Genomic DNA, 18,517 nt, shown 5'->3' with positions numbered 1-18,517 from the left:
AGTTGAATTATTTTCTTTCTTATTTTGAAAATGGGGTGGGAGTGGGCGGTCACCAGAGGTGCTTGAGCTGCTTGTAGCGATCGGCTAGTTGGGTGGGGGCCGGGTTTTCCGGCTCTCGGCCAGGGCAGGTGGCGGCATCGCGGTTCTTTCAGGGCTGAGAGTCGGGTTTTGAGACTCTCGGCTCATTTTTGCGGCGGTTTTGCCGGTGAGAGTTCCATTTTGGAACTATCACTATGCGTTGACGGCAAAATCGCATCGCTTTCAGGGCTGAGAGTGCGATTTTCGAACTCTCGGCTCTCTATTGCGGCGGTTTTGCTGGTGAGAGTTCCATTTTGGAACTCTCAGCCTGCGTGGGGAATGAAGTCATGGCACTTTTTATGCCGAGAGTCGGGTTTTCCGACTCTCAGCTCTTTTTATTGTCGGTTTTGCAGCTGGAAGTCGGATTTTCCGATTCTCGGCCTGTGCTGACGACGAACCCCCATTAATTTTAACATTGTAGGTGTTGCTAGCGTATCAACCGCTCTCGAAGTGACACAATCACCGAAATCCAACTAACCTCGCCTTTTCTCGAAGCTGTAAGCGGATATTCCGCTACCGAAGTGACACAATCACCGAAATCCAACTAACCTCGCCTTTCCTCAGAGCTATAAGCGGCTATTCCGCTATCGACTCCAAGTCGCAAGCGATTGTTACTCCTTAAGCGGATACTCCGCTCTCGATTGTACCTGTGAGGCTAGTTAGTTTAGTGGTTCGCAGAGAGTCCCATTTTCCCCCGCTTAGCCTCAGCCCTCCCCTCCACAAAAGAAAAGAGCCGCCCCCATCATCAACTGATGATACATGGGACAGCCCTGACACAATCACTATAGAGCAGCTACCGGCTCGGAAACCAAAGAAGTCAACTCGCCGCAATAGAGCAGCTTCAGCTTATGCAACGCACGGGTGCAAGCTACATAAAGCAGCTTCGCATCATTGCTGCCGAAGCTGTCACCATCCGCGTCCGCGATCAGCACGGCGTCGAACTCGAGACCTTTTGACAAATACGCAGGCACGACGGTCAATCCTCCGCCATAAGCATCCTGCTTACTCTGCACGAGCGAGGCTGCGATGCCTGCTTCCGCAAGTTTACCGGCAATCTCCTCGCAGGAGCGCGCCGTTCTGCCGAGTACGGCCATCGTCCGGTAATGGCCGGATTTCTGCCATTCCTTCACGGTTTCAACAACCATCACGAGGCGCTTCTCATCGGTGGAAGCGTTCGCCACTTCCACCATTTCGCCGCTCCGGAACACGGGTACAGCCGGCTTCACGCCGGTCCCCATCGCCCCGAGAACAAGGTTCGCGAAATCGATGATTTCCATCGTGGACCGATAACTCCGGTCGAGCTCGAAGTAGCCCGTATCATCCTCCGGCAGCAGCGAAATCAGCTCCTTCCAGCTATGAATACCGGCATAGCCGTGAATCCCTTGCTGCAAGTCGCCAAGCACCGTCATCGACGGCTGACGCTGACACTGCTTCAGCGCTTCAAGCTGGAACGGCGAATAATCCTGCGCCTCATCGATGACGATGTGATCATACGGCGAATGCTCGAAGCCGAACAGCCGCAGCTGAATATATACAAGCGGCGCCAAATCCTCTGGCTGAACAAGCTTCGTCTTCAGCGCTTTGATCGTCGCGGCCGTGCTTTTGGCGGGCAACAGCTCTTGAACAGCCGGCTCACGCAGCAAAGAGCTGTACAACTGAGATGCCGTATACGAAGGAATTTTCTTCGCATAGGCATTCAGCTTCGTCCCCAGCTGCGACTTCAGCTTGCTGTCGGTCAGTCTGCGCGTCTTCCATTCGGACTCCAGCCAGCGCTTGAGCCGGCTAACCAGCCGGTTGCGCCGCTTCATATAAGGCTCGCTTGCATCGTCCGTTGAGAGCCACTCGACGATCATCGCCGGCGTTACCTTCCAGCCGGGCATCGGCTCGAAGGACTGCTCCGGGATTAGCGACGCTTCAGTCAGCGCCAGCTTCTCGTCAACCAACTTCTTGAAGGCGAGACTACCTTTCACTCGGCTTGGCGCATGCTCCATTTCTTCGCGCGTCCTCGGTTGCTCAAACCAATAAACAAAGGGATCATAGGCTTCATCCAGACGAACCTCGTGCTGCAGCTGCTCCTGCGCCCAATCGGCAAAAGTAGTCTGCAGAATATCTCCGACACCCAGCTCCGGCAAAACGCCGGAAATATAATCAAGGAACATTCGGTTCGGAGCGAAAATAACCATGCGCTCTGCCCGGATAGCACCTGCATAACGATAAAGCAGATAAGCCAGTCTGTGCAGCGCAACGGTCGTTTTTCCACTACCCGCAACCCCTTGAATGAAAACAGCTTTATTTTTATCTGTACGAATGATGCGATCCTGCTCCTGCTGAATCGTCGAGACGATATCGCGCAGCTTATTGTCCTTGCTCTCACCTAGCCGATAAAGCAGAAACTCATCGATCACGGACTCTTCTTCCTGTCCCCGCACATAGCTGTCGACAACCCGCTCCAGCTTTCCATCCCGGATCATCAGGTTGCGTTTAAGATGCACCGTGCCTTCAACATCGCCATCCGGCGATTCGTACGTTACGGGCGCTTCCCCGCCGCTAAAGGCATAGAACAAACTGGCCACAGGCGCGCGCCAGTCGACGACTAACACTTCATTCGACTTCTCATGGGCAACGCCGGCTTTTCCAATATAGAGCGGCTTCGGTGCAGGATGCACCATCTCTTGAAAATCAATTCGGCCAAAATAAGGCTCTCGCTCGGCCACCTCCAGCCGTTGCTGCCGCTGTTCGCGCTGCAGCTCCAACATTTGCTCGGTGAAATCATTGCCGGTGTAGCGCGGTCCGATTTCGCGAAGCTGTTTGCGAATTTGCACCAGTACTTCGTCTACGCGCGCAGCCTCTTCTTGAAAGGCACTTTGAACGGTCATGTCAGTTACCTCCCTCTGCGACTGCAAGCCGCTTTTGCAGCGTAAAAACAGCTCTCACTGCCCGTGCCCGATAGGCTTATCAGGAGGCGGCGAAAGCCGCATTCGCATGCGGCTTGGTCTGATAATATGTGATAATAGCTAAGGCTCCAGGGCGGAGCACGAGTGACCAATATAGCATAACCGAACCACCCGAGTCAATCCATCCCATTTTAGACAAGATACGACTATTACAGCACAGTTCGAAGCAGCCAAATTGCAAGGATAATATGCAAAATAAGCAACAGCGGCAGCCCGACAGAAAACGAAGGATGCTTCGTCTTATGACGGAACATACGCATGGCTAGGAATCCGCCGAGTGCTCCGCCAATGGCGCTCATTCCGAGCAATCGGCGTTCAGGGATGCGATGTCTGCGGTCGCGGACGGAGCGTGTTTTGTCAATCCGCATTAAAGCAAACACGTACGCATTGATAATGATGATATACGCTAGAACGAGCTTGTCCAGTAAAGTCAGTGTCATTTAGCAGACCTCCTTAATTCTTGGGGCGTTGCTTCGCGCGGTTAGTCGGTTCTGCCTCCAGCGGATTATCCGGCCAGTAATGTTTTGGATAACGGCCTTTCAAATCCTTTTTGATTTCAAAATAAGCATGCTGCCAAAAGCTCGCCAGATCCTGCGTCACCTGCACAGGACGCTGTGCCGGAGAAAGCAGATGAATCGTCAAGGGCAGCTTCCCTCCGGCAATGCGAGGAGTTTGCTGCAGTCCAAACAATTCCTGCAATCGAACGGCGACAAAAGGGGCTGCCGGATCGCTGTAATCGACCGGAATACGCGAACCGCTCGGCACCGTAATATGCGTTGGCACCTCATGATCGAGCTCCGAACGCTCCTGCCAAGTGAGCAGCGATTCCAATACAGCCACCATAGACAGCCGCGACAGATCATTTCGACTTCTCATACCGCCAATGTAAGGAGAAAGCCATTCCGACAACGTAGCAACCAAAGCCTCACTCGAAACATCAGGCCAACTGCTATTGTGGGTATGCATGAGTGCAATCCGCGCTTGCAGCTGACGAGCCTGCTTCGACCAAGGCAGCAGCTCCAAACCTTGCTCAGCGATACCGCTAAGCAGCGCTTCTGCAACAAGTGCAGGCTCAGCATCGGTGAGCTGCGTTTCCTTGAGAATCAGCGCGCCAAGCCGCAGCCTGCGCCGAGCTCGCACCGACTCCGTCTGGCGATTCCATTTCACTTCCGTTTCCGTCTCGATCTGATCGGCAAAATCATGCTCAATCTCCACTATCGTAATCGGCGCCGCCAGCTGGATGCGGCTGTCACTTCCGCTGTCCTCCAGTTCCGCCGCTGCCAAATAAGCTGAGCTCGATAACGGCTGCAGCTCTTGAATGGCTGCACCTCGGCCGCTGCGGAGCAGATAACGGCCGTCGCTGCGTCGCTGCGCTATGCGGTCGGGATACGCCAGCGCAATCAGCAACCCGCAGCTGTCGCCGGACTGCGGCGCTGCATCATGAATGCCTGCTGCGCGCATCCATTCCCTCGCCTCCGCTGCGATGCGTTTCACCGCTGCATCGTCCGGCTGTTCGCCCGCGGCCCGCCCGTGCAGTGCATCAAGGCGCAGCCGCATGTCGATGCTGCGCGATTGGCGCAGCAAATCACGGTCGCTCAGCAGCGCCGCGAGCTCGCATGCGAGGCGGCCAAGGCCGAGCTTCTTGGCCTGCAGCACCATATGCGCTAGCCGCGGATGCATGCCAAGCTCCGCCATTTCTCGCCCATGGGCGGTCGGCTTCCCATCGGCATCGATAGCTTCAAGCTCGCGCAGCAGCTCCGTCGCTTGCGCATACGCGGCTGCCGGCGGCTTCGTGAGCCAAGCTAAATCCTCGCCCGGATCTGCGATTCCCCAGATCGCCAGCTCAAGGGCCAGCGGCGCGAGGTCAGCGCCGAGCAGCTCCGGATCGCTCTGAGGCTGCAGCTGAACATGCATCTGCTCCGTCCACAGACGGTAACAGTATCCGGGCGCTTCCCGGCCGGCACGACCGCGCCGTTGATCCGCGGAAGCGACAGAGACGGGAACCGTCTCCAATCTCGCCATCCCCGTACGTGCCGAGAATCGCGGTACGCGGCTTAGTCCGGCGTCCACCACGATACGGACGCCGCGCACGGTGACGCTGGATTCCGCAATCGAGGTGGCGAGGACGATTTTGCGCATGCCCGGCGCAGAAGGCGGCGCAACGGCTCGATCCTGCGCCTCAGGCGACAGCGCGCCATAGAGCGGCATAATGGAGAGGTGCTCCGCTCCAGGCAGTGAAGATACCGATTGCGCAGCGCGCAGCAGCCCTTCGACACGCCTAATTTCACCGGCTCCCGGCAGAAATACAAGCGCATCCCCCTTATGCTGACGCATCGCCTCAATAACAGTCCGCGCCACTGCATCTTCGATTCTGCCGGATACTGGCTTTGCAGCATAGAAAGTTTCAACCGGATAAGCGCGTCCCTCGCTCACAAGCATCGGTGAGTCGCCAAGCAATGCGGCAACAGGCTCTGCTTCAAGCGTCGCTGACATGACAAGCAACCGCAGCTCTTCTCGCAGGACAGACTGCGTTTGCAGGCAAAGCGCCAGCCCCAGGTCTCCATGCAAATGCCGCTCATGGAACTCATCGAAGATAACGAGACCGACGCCTTCAAGCGCAGGATCGTTTTGCAGCATTCGCGTCAAAACGCCTTCCGTGATGACCTCGATAACGGTATTCGGTCCGACCTTGGTATCCATCCGTACGCGATACCCGACCGTTCCTCCCACTTGTTCCCCTAACGCAGAAGCCATGTAACGAGCGGCGGATCGAGCCGCCAATCGGCGCGGCTCCAGCATAAGAATCCGCTGACCTTGAAGCCACGGCTCATCCAGCAGCGCGAGCGGTACACGTGTCGTCTTGCCCGCGCCGGGCGACGCTACGAGCACGGCGGAAGACCGCTCTACCAGCACTTGCCGCAGCTCAGGCAGAAGCCCGTCAATCGGAAGCGTTTCATCAGCGCGAAACGTTCGAACCGTTCGATTGTTGTTACGTTCGTTCATGATTAATTCCCCTGTCTCACAATCTCATATGTCCTATTATAGGGACTTACTGCTTTCACCGTCAAAATTCAGAACCCAGGAACAAGGCCTGTGCTTCCCTTTCGGACTTATAGAGCCGCTTACAGATTGCTTGCCACTAAACACGCCTATAACGAAAAAACCGCCAGAGAACAACTCTCTGACGGCCATATCAAATGCTATCGCGTTCCGAATCTTATCCAAGCTGGACCAGCGATTGCTTGGGCTTCTCATACCATTCCTTTAAAATGTACTCCGCCTTTTTGCCATAAATATCAAAGCCAACATTCGATTGAGCCTCTTCCCTGTCGTACAGCTTCACGCTCCAATCCCACCAGAAGAAACCGGCAAACCATGGTTCGTCCCAGAACACCTTTAAGACCGAGCTGTAGAAATTCGCCTGCTCTTCTTCGCTTACGGGCAGCTCGGTATGCGTGAAATCCCAAGGCATCGTCGCGCAGCCAAGCGCGCTCCGGCAGCCGATTTCCATGAAGATAACCGGCTTGCCGAATTTTGCGTGAAGCGAGGCCATCTTCTCGCGCACCGGCAGCCAGTTAGCAATCATTTCCTCTTCGCTGCCACCAGGGTTATTCGCGACCGGATAATAAGCGCTCGTACCAATGAAGTCCACTTGGTCGAACCATTTAATCCGTTCTTCCGACCCATGGTTAGCGTTATAGACGATCGGCCCGTCATAGATGCCCCGGATTCGCGCGATCAGCTGCATCCAATGCTCAAGCTTGGCTTCGGTCTTCACCATTTCGCAGCCGATGCAGAACATCTCGCACCCTAGTTCTTGTGCGAGCTCCGCATAGTGGCTAAGAAAATTGCCATAAGATTGGAACCATGCATCCCAGTAAGGCTCAGCGCCGGATTCCTCCGGGAAGCCGATATGTGCGCGCCAGATCCCGTCCTTGGAGTTGACGACGGGCTTTAAGCATACTTTCAATCCCAACGCCTTGGCTTCTTTTACGGTGTGCTCGATATCCCGATCGGTCATCGTCAACCCGTAATCGAACGGGATTTCTGTAGCGTACACGTTATTTTGCATCGTATAAAACGATAAGGCGATCCATTCGCTGCCTGTCTCGCTCAGCTTGCGGAGAGAATCAACCGCATAAGGCTGCCTGTAAGAGCCTCGGGAACTATTCCATCCATACGTCATCCCTTTGATGAACAATTCGGTCGGCAACGCTTCTTCTCTCCTTTTCGTAGTATTCTCGCACTCACAATGGTTAGCTTCTCAGATCGGGAAGCTCCTCGCGCGTCAGCGTGAACGGGTGATTGTAGAATTTCCGAAGCATCTCCCAGTCGGTAAACTGCTCGGAATTCACGAAATCGCCATACCATGTACAGTTCCACGCCCATAGCGCTCCGTCCGCAAGCATGCTGTCAGGATCAGGCAGCGGCCCGTTTTCCGAGAGGGTGATAAGTTTGGCTTCCTTGGTATAATCGACTGCCTGATCGAATCTCTTAGCGTGCGAAACGTAGTTGCGCTCGGGGACGTAAACGTCCTCGCCAATGATGTCGACGTATTCATCACCGGGATACCAGTCTTTATGCTGTCCGTTCCAAACCCAAATCAGGTTATGGAGCCCGTGCATATGAGTCATGCGTTCGACCATGAGCTTCCACAGCCGGATGCACGGCTGCGGACCTCTCGCCCCCCACCAAAACCAGCCGCCGGATGCTTCGTGAAGCGGCCTCCACAGTACGGGTACGCCGGCGTCCCGGAGCTTGGCCAGCAAGCCCGAAATGGCATCGATATCGCGCAGCAGCAGCTGATACTCCTCGGATTCGGGATTCTCCATCGCTGCTGCCAAATCGAATGTCGTCGCCGACGTATAAAAGCCGCGATGCCATCCGTTGTCGGGCGGTTGATCAATGAGGCCCTTCGGCGCGTTCCAGTGCCAGCAGAAGGTGACGATGCCGCCATCTTCCCACCATTTGAGCGCAAGCTCCGTGTCCGTCCCAACCGCGCCTCGCTCCAAGCGCGAAGGGGAATCGTTCATGAAATCGAATCCGCCGACAGCCGGATATTTGCCTGTTTCGCGATGGATGACATCCATCTCGGGCGTCGTGATAACGCCTATCTGCTGTCCCGTCAACATTTTGCGTCCGTAGGTATCGCATAAATAAGACATCAGCCGTTTGGCGCAATCATCAGCGTTCGGATTAATTAGTTTCGGCTGCACCTGAAACCGATTGTGATCTCCAGCGATAGCTGACATACTCCGCCTCCCCATGATTGATCGTCATGCCATTAGTTCCGAGTTATCGTAAACGCCAAATCGGTTTGAGAGGTATCAGGAGAGGCGAGAATAAGCTTGCCTTCCACTGCCTCTAAACGACTATCGCCAAGCGAGACGCCTGTCCATGGATCATACCAAGACAAGGTGTACATGCCAGTCGGCCAATTCGGCAGCGTAACGGATTTGCCTCCGGCTCCGCCGTTCTCCTCGAGCAGCCAGCCATAGGATTGGCGTTCTCCTTGCATCGCCCAAGCTTGCACCTGACTACCTTTACTTGCTTCCGAACTAGTAACGGGTACGCGCTTCTCGCGAAAATCAATACCCTTAGTAAACGCGGCAAAATGCTTCATATGCAGAAACATCTCGTCGCTGACTTGTCCGAAATCCCACCAGAACGGCGAGGAAGCCAAGCCGCTTGCCAGCGAAATCCAGATCGCTTGATGATAGTTCAACGTATCGGTCACATTGCCAGTTTCGCCGATCATAAGCGGCTTCTCATAGCTGTCCCACCGTTTACGTATGTCCTGGGCATAGGCTTTGTAACTCAGATTGTAGTAGTTTTCCCGATCGGCAAGATCCAGCGTCCGATAGCCATAATCCCAATAATCCTGGCGATTCCCCGCCATAGAGCCCATCGTCGGATGCCCGTACGGATCATGCTCTCTGAAATAGCTGTGCACCTTCGCCGTCCAAGCATCGGTATCTGCAGTGCTGCCGTGCACCCAGCCGTCCGTGCCGTTAATCTCGCATACCAAATCCCATATGCCGATTGCGCTGCTATATCCCCAGCGGGCAATGATATACCGGTAGAGATGCTCCTGATACACCCACATCTCTTGGCTCGAGAAGAAATCCTTCGCTTCGCCGAGCTCCGCGTAACCGCTCTTCTCCCACGCTTTCGGCCACCCGTCCAAGGTGTCAGCCAGAGAGTCATGCGGCCAAATGACGAAGTTCATGTGCAGCTCCCGCTGTTCGAACGATTCGATCAAATCATCGATTCGTCTTGCTTTCAGCGGGTCGATCTTCTCGACTCCGAACGTGGAGGATTGCAGCTGATTGGTACCGCCGCCATTACCGGCGCTGTCATAATTGCCGTTCCAATAGGTAATGAGGTTGCCTCCGTTCGCCGCGATCTTATCGAGATTGACGTCGGTAATTCCCCACGGATAGGCTACGCCTACCCCGTAGAAGGAAGAGCCGTCCTTATACTCGAGATACCGCTTATTATCGTCCGACACTTGAATCCATCCGCGACGCTTGGTAGGGGCCGCCTCGAACGAGCCTAGTGGGCCTTCAGTCGCAGCTCCAGCTGCTAAGGCATGCAGCTGATAGCTCCACTTGCCGGCTTCATCCGGCGAGAACCGGACCTTCCAGGCAAATCCGGTACCGTCATAGAAGCCGTTAACCGACCACTTCTTCCCGCTTGGCGAAGTCAAGTCCATGGACAGATCAATCTCACGCGGATCGTACGGATTCTTATAATCGGCGTCCATCTCCAGCGTGAGCTCGAATTTCGTATAGAGCTCGATTGCATCTGCATTCGCAACAACATTTCGTATGACCGGCACTTTCGCCGCTGGCACCGCACCTGGCGCCGTCCCAGCATTAGCTGCTGATGACGACTCCTTCTGCGACTGCGTCGTGACTGCATCAGGAGCCGATCCCGACTCCTTCCGCGTCTGCCCGACGTGATTTGCGGGGCTTTTACCCGCTGTCAGCGCCATAAAGCCGACGGCTGCCAACACGAGTAAACTTCCGCCTGCGAAGAGGGCTAGTTTGCGATTGATCATGCGTGATGTCTCCTCTCGCGCCTCCGGTTAACCAACGACGCCTGTCCGCTCGACGCTCTCTACAAAGAATCGTTGAACAAACAGATACATGACTACAAGGGGAGCGATTGCCAGAAGAATACCTGTATCCACGATCATAGATACCAGATTCGGATCGACCTTCACGTTCGAGCCGGCTCCGACGCCTAGAATGCCGGGCAAATATTGGTTGGCGTCAGCCGGCAAGGATGCAACCTTGATAGCCATGAGATTGCTTTGGCTCATAAAGAGCGAGCTGTAGAAGGTATCGTTATACTGCCATACGAAAGCGAACAGCGTGACCGTGATCAAAGGAGGAACCGCATTTGGCAGCATGATCGTAAAGAACGTCCGGAAGCCTCCCGCTCCGTCGATGAGCGCCGCTTCCTCAATTTCCGCCGGCATGCCGCGGAAAAATTGACGGAATATATAAATGTACAAACCCGACTTCAAGCCGTTGGCAAGAGCGGCCGTTATCAGGGAGGGACCATACGTATTCAGCATGTTGATGCCCTCTTTGCCTGTAAACAGATTCACCAAGCCCATGATGTCAAAGTTGCGGAAGTGCAAATACATCGGCACCATAAGCGTGCTTGAAGGAATGAGAATCGTTAGAATAACGAGCGTGAACAGAATATTGCGTCCCGGAAATGTGAACCTCGCGAAGCCATAGCCTGCAAGGGCGCAAGACGCCGCTTGCAGTGCCGTCGTCGAGACGACGAACAGCAGCGTATTCTTCAGCAGCGGCCAGTAATTCAGCACATTCAATGCGAGATGTAAATTCTCCGTCGTGAAATGAACGGGAATCATATAGATCGTCGGATTGTAAATATCGGTCTTATCTTTGATAGCGACCGAAAACTGCTGAAGGAGCGGATAGATGATGACGAATGAGATGCCGATAATCAGAATGTAACGAAAAATCGACCACAGCAGCTCGATCGATTTGTTCTTCGCCTTCTGCATCCTCAAGACTACGATCTCGTTCTCCATAAGCGAACCTTTCAAGCTGTTCTCCTCCCTTCTGCTTCAGTTATAGTAGAACACTTTCCTGGAAACCAGAATGCCGACGACTATGAGAATCAAACTGATGACGATGGTGTAGATCCAGGACATCGCTGCGCTCAGACCGAAATTTTGCGCTTGGAATGCCGTGGTGTAGATCGTTCTCGTTAGCTGGCTTTCCGTAAAGGAGTCGATGATCGTATAGATGATGTTAGTTAGAATAAGCGGACTTACCATAGGGAACGTAATCTTCCAGAAGGTCTCGTAAGGCGTTGCCCCTTCCATCTTGGCAACCTCATACATCGTGACAGGTACAGACTGAAGCGCCGCTAGAAAAATAAGAATTTGGACGCCGGAGCTGCTTATGATCTCATAGATCCGCTGTACGGCATCGATGATATATTCGATGAAAAGGGTCGGCATGCCCGCATCGGAAAGCATAAAAGCAAGCATAAGCGGGTCGAAGCCGTTCTGTGCAAGACCTAATTCCTGCGCGACCTCGGAGCTGCCCGTCAACTGAATCAATCCGGAGGATTGAGCTGCGGCTACGGCGCCTGAAGCGAGAATGACCGGGAGAAAGAATATCGCTCTCGCGATCGACCTGCCTCTAAACTTCGAGTTGAGCATGACAGCAGTAAATAAGCTGAAGAACAGGATCATTGGCACGTTCCAAGCCATTTCCGTTAACGATTCGGTAAGGATCCGGTTATAGTTGGGATCAACCGAGAGCGCATCGGTAAAGTTCTTCAGTCCGATGAAGTCCAGCGAATACCCGCCCGGAGCCACCTTCAGCTCGCTGAAGCTGAATCGGATGGATTGAACCAGCGGCGTCGCGAACAGGAACACGAAGCCAAGCAGCCAAGGCGTAATAAACGCGACTCCGAGAAATGCACGCTTTTGCGACAAGGTTAATCGTCTGAGGTTCACGAATTATCACCGCCTACCGAGAAATTTTTGGCTGCGATTTGAATGCCATTGACCGTAACCGGCTTTTCCGTGTAGTTCACATAAACGGAGGTACCGTTGTCATAGCGCACTTGCACGACGCCGGGTTGAAGCTGGACATGTTCTGCAATCGTTCTGTTCTGCAAACCGGCGAGGGCATCGTTTACTTTGCCGTATAGACTGGAAGCGGCTTTGAGCCAATCGGTATAATGCGTCGAGAAAAACGATTCGTATGCTGTCAATTTCAGCTTGGACGACGATTCATAGGACCAGAAGAAATGCGGCGCGGCTCCATACTCTAGCGAACGCAGCAAATGGTAGGTCAAATCTTGATTGTCATCCAGATTAACGGCAGAGCCGGCATAATTCTTGTACCCGTGTATGACCATTTCGTAGAATGGAATTTCCTGATCGGTAATGCCAAAACCGCTGGAGGCCATCGGTACGTCGATCAGCCCATCCGCATATTTCAGCGCGTAGGCGTTTCCGCCGGTCAGCAGCATATTAGGAAAGCTCTTGTCCAGTTTGCCTAGCTGCTCCGTAACGATGTTCTTCGCGACATCTCGGAATATGACGCGGCTAACCCGGTAATCGGCCTGCAGCAAGTCTCCCATATCCCGGAGCGAAACGGCATCGATTCCGTAGCCGTCATAACTGTCGATGAATTGGTCAACGAAGTAAGGCAGCTTGGCCGGAGAAAGCAAGTAAAAGGAGCCAAGCGAAAGGTCCATCGCGTTGAACGCGCGATTGATTGGCGCAAGCATCGCTTGCTCGCGCGTTACGAAGCGCGCCGCATCCGAGGCCGGCTTAAAGTTGCGATTCTCGCGAAGCACATGCTGAAACGCGACATCCGGATATAAACGGCCGCCCATCGCTTCAAGCTTCTCGGACAGCTGCTTCAGCTCGGTCCTGCTGCCAAGTTCGCTGTCCAATTTGACGTTCTTCGCGATTTTGTGATCGACGCCTTCATTGAACCAGCCGACATAGCGCATTTGGATGTTGGAAACGCCGGCAGCCTCCAGCTGCTCGGCCATGTGTCCGGCTTGTTCGATCGTCGTCATCGGCATGAGCCCTTTATACGGAATGCCGAGGAACGACTTTTGTTTGTCCACGGCCCCCAGCACATCGAGGTAGAACGGCAGCCCGCCTTGCGATTCATTCGGCTGCAGCACTTTATCCTGTACCAGCTTTTCTCGATAGCGTTTTGCCATGCCGGAGTAATTCGCCTCGTCGCCGGATAAGAAGCTGTAGCGGACCTGAAGATCGCCTTTGAAGGAATCCTCGGTCAGAAGCTGAATCTCGTCTACCTTATTGCCTTTATAGATTTCGAGCTCATCCTCCCCGCGGATGGCGAAGCTCGCGTACGCATAGTTGTACGAATTTTTGCGGCCGCTAATATCGGCGTTGATGCTGGCGATACCTTCGCCTTTCTCGATCGTGGCGAACCAGGCGTCGTCACCGGATTTCATGCCGAATACCGGGAGGCGTGCGGCTTCGGACAGCTGCCCTCGGCGACGGGAGTTGTTGTTCTCGTCTTCGCCGTAGACGCGCTGGGCATAGACCTCTTCTTTGGTCTTGCCGTTGTTCAGCTCGATCAAGCTTCCGGAGCCATCCGGCACAAGCATGTAGCCTTTCGCATCGGAACCGGCAGCGCCGAAGAAGTCGAGCAGCTCCACCGTGCGGATTTGATAGCCTTTGCTTTCCTGAATGTCTTGAACAGGCACGCGAACCGTCAGCTCATCGCCGGCGAGCCGGTACTCGATCGGAACCGTAAAGTTCGGACGGCTCGCTCCGCTTTCGACAGCCAAGCCGTTCTCTTGATTGTCGGCAGCCAAATCCTCTGCCGTATAACCCGCTTTCGCAAAAGCATCCAGCATTCTGCTGAGCACGAGCGCTCTGGATACTGCCGTATCAAGCCGCTCCAGCACCTCCGGATTGTTCTCGAGCGGGAAATACCGGTTGCCTACGTATTTCGCCGTCGCTTCATCAAGCTTGCTGTAGACCTTCTCTTCCATGCGCTTCTTGCTGATTCTCTTCGGCAGCGCATCGATGCCGAGCGACGTGTCCCCGATCGTATACGTAAGCAGGATGCCGTTCTCGATGCCCTCGGCCTTGAACTGCTTGCGTGCGATACTATCCGTAAAGTTCGTTATCGATCCAAGCGTTCCGATCGAATCCCTATAATTGATCGTGATCTGGGCGGCCAGCCGATCCTTCTCGAAAGGCGACGCTTTAGCGTCCGAACCCAAATCCTCCGGATTGCTCCGCCATACTTTGCCGCTGATTCGGTTAAGCACCGCGATCTCGGTCGTGTCCGGATTGAAATACAGCGCCAGCGTATCCGATTGGGCCGCTAGCTTCATGCCCGGAACGGCAGGCGAGCGATCCGGCAAATACTTGAGCTCTGAGGCCGCGGCCGGCTTATCGTCCGGCTGCATATAGGTACGTACCTCGATCGCAGGCGCTCCTTTAGTAGACTGGTAATAGGCGAGAGCCGAGATACCCGCTATCCCGATACAAGCCAGCGCCGCATACCATTTCATTCGGTTATTCAAGGGTGCGGCCTCCTTTACGTACGGAATATGATTTCGCGATATACATCATAAACGAACCAATATATTTGCAGCCCCAGGCTGAACGCCAGCGTACCGAGGAATACGACGAATCCCATCGCGATCACGGTCAGCGCCAGCGTGAGAATCGCTTTAGCCGGCGTATATTGATGGACCGTCATAATGCCAATGAACAGCAGAAGGAGGAACCAGATGGTCGCCACGCTGTTTACCAGCCAATAGAAGGGCGTCTCCTCCTGCGTCATGAACCGGCTTATAAACGTGATCGGCAGATTGAGCAGCACCATTGGCAGCAGCGCATAGCCGGTTGCCATAATGATATCCTTGAATTTGCCTTCGCCCTCCATCAGCGTCGTGATGGACCAGTTCGCTATGCAGAAAAGGAAGAACGGCAGCACCGTGAACTGCAAATCATCCAGACTGTTTAACGATCTCGGATCCACGAAATTGACGAGAAAGCCCGCGAATTGCTTCTGCAGGATGAGCGTCAGCACAAGCAGCAGGAGAATGGCCAAGGAAACGTTGACCTTCCCTTTGCTCTCGTATTTCATGTCCCAGAATCCGTCGAACGGATGCAAGATGAGATGGAGCGGAAACTTAATATAATCCTGCTTCACGTTTCACAGTCCTCCTTCTTATAGCGTTCCTGACGATGCGGAACGCGACGAATGCGGCTACGAGCGAGATCAGCACCGTCATGAATGGTCCGAAGTTGTCCTTCATCACTTCTCGGCGATAGCGTTTGTAAGCGACGGAGTAGTTTTTACGGCTCATGCCGAGCTTAAAGTATTCCATGGCCTCTTCGTTCTTCTTCTCCATGAGCAGCGATTTGCCGATGCCCAGGTAAGCAATCTCGTAGTTCGTATTCAGATGCAGCACTTGGCTCCATATCTTGACGGCCTCGTCATCGTTGCCGCTGTAATGCTGAATCGTTGCTTGACGGACCAGGCTGCCGAATTCCGTGGGACGGAAGACCGCGATATTGTTCTTGCCCCGGTCGAGCACGGCGAGCTTATCGCCGATCCGTTCCACGGCGACCGGCGTATTAAATACGCCAAGCTGGTTGCCCCTGTCGCCGAAAGCATAGAGCAAGTCGCCTTCGTCATTGTACGTGAACAGACGCGCGCGATTCGAATCCAGCGCTACGTACATGCCGCCGTCAAGCACCTTAATGTCGGTAAGCTTCGAAGGTCCCGAATTATTGCCGAACCTCCGGAAGCGGATATCCCCTTTGACCGGCCAGTAGCCAAACCGTTTGAGCACGTCTTGGCCGGACGGATTAAGCCGTTTGATCGTTTCATCCGACGTGTTATCGATGGCGGTCGCATAGACGAACCCTTTGCCGTCAATATCGACGCTAGCGAATTCGGTAGGGATGAACAGCTCCATCTGCTGCTTCTGCGCTTTCGTGGACAAGGATCTCCAGAGCCGCTCCCACAGGCTTGGCGATACGCTGATCGTACCGACGTAGCCCATGAACAGACTCTTGTCATCGAACTGCATGATGCCTTCGAAGACGCCGCGGGCAACTACGAATAATCGGTCTGCGCTGTCAACCGTTACCTTAAGCGGCACGAACTTGAAGTCTTTCGGCAAAATATCCGACTTCGGGCTTTCGACGATCTTGATCAACTTGCCGTCGTTCGAGAGCACGACGACCCGATTGTGCTCCGTATCGGCGACGTAGATTTCATTCTTCTCCGAGACGAACAGCCCTTCCGGCGCCGCGAAGCCATCTTCCTTGCCGTTATTGTCGAACTTGGCAATGATCTGCTTGACGTTTAATTGATTGTCAACGATGACCACGCGCGCATTGCCGCTGTCCAGGATGTACATGGTGCCGTCTTGCGTCACATACATGTCGTTAGGCTGATTGAATTCGCCGACTCCCAAACTGCTTCCGGTAATCGCGCTGTCCGGCAAGTATGGGGCGGGCAGCGGCACGGCATCCCCGTAGAAATCGTAATTGTAAGCTTCATAAGGCGCAGCTGCCGAGGCTGGCGGCGGCGGTACAACGATCGTCATCACCAGCGCTATTATCGCGGCAAGCAGGAGCACTCTCTTTCTTTGCACGCTTCCACCCCCTCTAGTCCTTCATGCCGGACGTCGTCATCGTTTCGATAATGCGGCTCTGCGAGAATATGAACAGGGCAATCGGTACGCTCATGAGAATCAATGCGACAGCCGAGCCGACGCCTGCACGGGCGATCCCGCCGAAAATAATTTGATTGGACGCATAGTGCAGCGTTTTCAGCTGTTCGCTGTAGATGAACCCGTTGCCATCCGTCCCCCAAAGCATTTGGAACAAGAGAATGACGAGCGTGAGCCAAGCCGGCTTCACGTTCGGCATGACGATTTGCCAGAAAATCCGGTATTCGTTCGCCCCGTCGATCTTCGCCGATTCAAGAAGCGCGTCCGGAATTTGCTCCATGAACTGCTTCATCAAGTAGAGGCCGAGCGAGAACGCGAAGGCTGGCACGATGACCGCCCAGTACGTGTCTATTAATCCGATCCAGGACATGACCATATAGTTCGGAATTGCCGTAACCTGCGGCGTAAACATCAGCGACAGTACGACGATCGTAAAGATGATCTTGCTGCCTGGAAAACGATGCTTCGCTAACGGATAGGCTGCGGCGGAAGCCAGCAAGACGTGCCCGACTACTCCCATCCCGGTAATGAAGAACGTATTGAAAATATAGCGCGAAAACGGGACCCACGATTGACCGAGCAGCGTCATCAAATCAATGAAATTGCTCGTGGTCGGATGTCTGACAAACAAGGTCGGCGGGAACAAGAAAATTTCGTCCAGCGGCTTGAACGCCGCATTAATGGCATAAACGAGCGGCAGCGCCATAAAAGAAGCAACGAGAGCCAGAAATACCGTAAGCCAGAACGTTCCGACGAAGGAACGGTTTACGCGTTTTTTGCGAAGCGTTAGCGCAAGCTTCATGCGGTTAATTCCCCACCTTCCTGAGAAGTCGTTGAACCGCCAAATTCGCGCCAAGCATCAGAAGGAACAAGACGGTCGCGATCGCGGAAGCGTAACCCATTTCGAATCGGATCGTACCGAAATCGATCAGATGCGTGACGATCGTTTCCGCGGCATAGTTCACGCTCGGGAAGCCTGCCAAGTAGATGGAAACGTCCGCGATGGCGAGTGACGCCGTTATCTGGATGACGGCGCCGAACATCAGCTGAGGCTTCATCGACGGCAACGTAATATACCATAACTCTTGCCAACGGTTCTTGACGCCATCGACGGCGCCTGCTTCATAGAGCGTCTTATCGACGGTCTGCAATCCAGCGATGAAGGCAAGGAAGCCGGTACCCAAGCTGAGCCATAATTGAACGAGGATGACGATCGGCATAATGTACTTTTCCGTCTTCAGCCAAAGAATCGGGTCCAGGATCACCCCCATCTTAATCAAGAAACCGTTCGCGATGCCGTAACGGTCGCCCGAGAAGATCATCTGCCACAGGAAATACACGTTTCCCGAGATCGACGGCGCATAGAACACGAGCGTCATGAATGCGCGCAGCTTCGGCCGCAGATCATTAATGAGCCATGCAAACACGAAGCAGGCGATGTAGCTGAGTGGTCCCGTAATAACCGCGAAGAGGATCGTGTTCTTGACCGCGATTAGGAACACGTCGTCCTCCAGAAATAAGCGGCCATAATTTTGCCAGCCGATAAAACGCGGAAATTCAAGCATATTGAAGTAAGTGAAACTAATAACGATTGACATAATGACAGGCAGCACTGTAAATACGGCAAAGAGCAGCAAATAAGGCGACATCAAGATATAAGAATGCTTATGCCCCTTCATGATCTCCCATTTGACAGCCCACCAGCTCGGAGTTCTCGTCGGCGTTTTTCC

General features: G+C 54.1%; 13 protein-coding genes. All 13 read right to left on the bottom strand.

Translation table 11 applies throughout. The annotated features are described in order from the left end of the window. Positions 1 to 860: 860 nt before the first annotated feature. The 13 genes from AC50Y3_RS12980 to AC50Y3_RS12920 all read right to left on the bottom strand — a co-directional run bounded on the left by AC50Y3_RS12980 (position 861) and on the right by AC50Y3_RS12920 (position 18,466). Positions 861 to 2,954: a HelD family protein gene (locus tag AC50Y3_RS12980; protein ID WP_494819127.1), complete on the bottom strand. Its 2,094-nt coding sequence runs from the start codon at positions 2,952 to 2,954 to the stop codon at positions 861 to 863. 227 nt (positions 2,955 to 3,181) lie between these two features. Continuing rightward, positions 3,182 to 3,472 carry a DUF1294 domain-containing protein gene (locus AC50Y3_RS12975; protein WP_494819126.1) on the bottom strand — a complete coding sequence of 97 codons (291 nt, stop codon included), beginning with the start codon at positions 3,470 to 3,472 and terminating at the stop codon, positions 3,182 to 3,184. A 13-nt stretch (positions 3,473 to 3,485) separates the two neighbouring features. Beyond that, a complete protein-coding gene (gene hrpB / locus AC50Y3_RS12970) occupies positions 3,486 to 6,035 on the bottom strand; it encodes an ATP-dependent helicase HrpB (RefSeq protein WP_494819125.1) in 2,550 nt (849 codons plus the stop codon). 214 nt (positions 6,036 to 6,249) lie between these two features. Further along, the gene (locus AC50Y3_RS12965; protein ID WP_494819124.1) at positions 6,250 to 7,245 is read right to left on the bottom strand and encodes a glycoside hydrolase family 113; all 996 of its coding nucleotides are present in this window, start codon (positions 7,243 to 7,245) and stop codon (positions 6,250 to 6,252) included. 43 nt (positions 7,246 to 7,288) lie between these two features. Further along, positions 7,289 to 8,284, bottom strand: a complete 996-nt coding sequence (locus AC50Y3_RS12960) for a glycosyl hydrolase (protein ID WP_494819123.1) — start codon at positions 8,282 to 8,284, stop codon at positions 7,289 to 7,291. A gap of 32 nt (positions 8,285 to 8,316) precedes the next feature. Then, positions 8,317 to 10,095, bottom strand: a complete 1,779-nt coding sequence (locus tag AC50Y3_RS12955) for a DUF5060 domain-containing protein (RefSeq protein ID WP_494819122.1) — start codon at positions 10,093 to 10,095, stop codon at positions 8,317 to 8,319. Between the two features lie 27 nt (positions 10,096 to 10,122). Beyond that, a complete protein-coding gene (locus AC50Y3_RS12950) occupies positions 10,123 to 11,106 on the bottom strand; it encodes a carbohydrate ABC transporter permease (RefSeq protein WP_494819248.1) in 984 nt (327 codons plus the stop codon). A gap of 36 nt (positions 11,107 to 11,142) precedes the next feature. Beyond that, a complete protein-coding gene (locus tag AC50Y3_RS12945) occupies positions 11,143 to 12,045 on the bottom strand; it encodes a carbohydrate ABC transporter permease (protein WP_494819121.1) in 903 nt (300 codons plus the stop codon). After that, entirely contained in the window at positions 12,042 to 14,618 is a 2,577-nt protein-coding gene (locus tag AC50Y3_RS12940; protein ID WP_494819120.1) for a DUF5696 domain-containing protein, read from the bottom strand. The genes AC50Y3_RS12945 and AC50Y3_RS12940 overlap by 4 nt, the downstream gene beginning before the upstream one ends. Positions 14,619 to 14,632: 14 nt before the next feature. After that, positions 14,633 to 15,253: a Yip1 family protein gene (locus AC50Y3_RS12935; protein ID WP_494819119.1), complete on the bottom strand. Its 621-nt coding sequence runs from the start codon at positions 15,251 to 15,253 to the stop codon at positions 14,633 to 14,635. Next, positions 15,234 to 16,709, bottom strand: coding sequence for an SMP-30/gluconolactonase/LRE family protein (locus AC50Y3_RS12930; RefSeq protein WP_494819118.1), 1,476 nt, complete (start codon positions 16,707 to 16,709; stop codon positions 15,234 to 15,236). Before AC50Y3_RS12930 ends, AC50Y3_RS12935 begins: the two co-directional genes overlap by 20 nt. Positions 16,710 to 16,722: 13 nt before the next feature. Next, positions 16,723 to 17,589 carry a carbohydrate ABC transporter permease gene (locus AC50Y3_RS12925; protein WP_494819117.1) on the bottom strand — a complete coding sequence of 289 codons (867 nt, stop codon included), beginning with the start codon at positions 17,587 to 17,589 and terminating at the stop codon, positions 16,723 to 16,725. A gap of 4 nt (positions 17,590 to 17,593) precedes the next feature. Next, complete coding sequence (locus AC50Y3_RS12920; RefSeq protein WP_240548257.1) at positions 17,594 to 18,466, bottom strand: carbohydrate ABC transporter permease; 873 nt, start codon at positions 18,464 to 18,466, stop codon at positions 17,594 to 17,596. Positions 18,467 to 18,517 lie beyond the last annotated feature (51 nt).

It is taken from the genome of Paenibacillus sp. J22R98, assembly GCF_059383835.1.
Note: the sequence above shows the minus strand (reverse complement) of the source record. Positions and strands in the feature narration are given on the sequence as shown.

What these genes read in the sequence shown, in the direction of transcription:
- AC50Y3_RS12980 (WP_494819127.1), bottom strand. Translation starts at nt 2,954, where the DNA reads ATGACCGTTCAAAGTGCCTTTCAAGAAGAGGCTGCGCGCGTAGACGAA.
- AC50Y3_RS12955 (WP_494819122.1), bottom strand. Translation starts at nt 10,095, where the DNA reads ATGATCAATCGCAAACTAGCCCTCTTCGCAGGCGGAAGTTTACTCGTG.
- AC50Y3_RS12920 (WP_240548257.1), bottom strand. Translation starts at nt 18,466, where the DNA reads ATGAAGGGGCATAAGCATTCTTATATCTTGATGTCGCCTTATTTGCTG.
- AC50Y3_RS12925 (WP_494819117.1), bottom strand. Translation starts at nt 17,589, where the DNA reads ATGAAGCTTGCGCTAACGCTTCGCAAAAAACGCGTAAACCGTTCCTTC.
- hrpB (WP_494819125.1), bottom strand. Translation starts at nt 6,035, where the DNA reads ATGAACGAACGTAACAACAATCGAACGGTTCGAACGTTTCGCGCTGAT.
- AC50Y3_RS12950 (WP_494819248.1), bottom strand. Translation starts at nt 11,106, where the DNA reads ATGGAGAACGAGATCGTAGTCTTGAGGATGCAGAAGGCGAAGAACAAA.
- AC50Y3_RS12960 (WP_494819123.1), bottom strand. Translation starts at nt 8,284, where the DNA reads ATGTCAGCTATCGCTGGAGATCACAATCGGTTTCAGGTGCAGCCGAAA.
- AC50Y3_RS12975 (WP_494819126.1), bottom strand. Translation starts at nt 3,472, where the DNA reads ATGACACTGACTTTACTGGACAAGCTCGTTCTAGCGTATATCATCATT.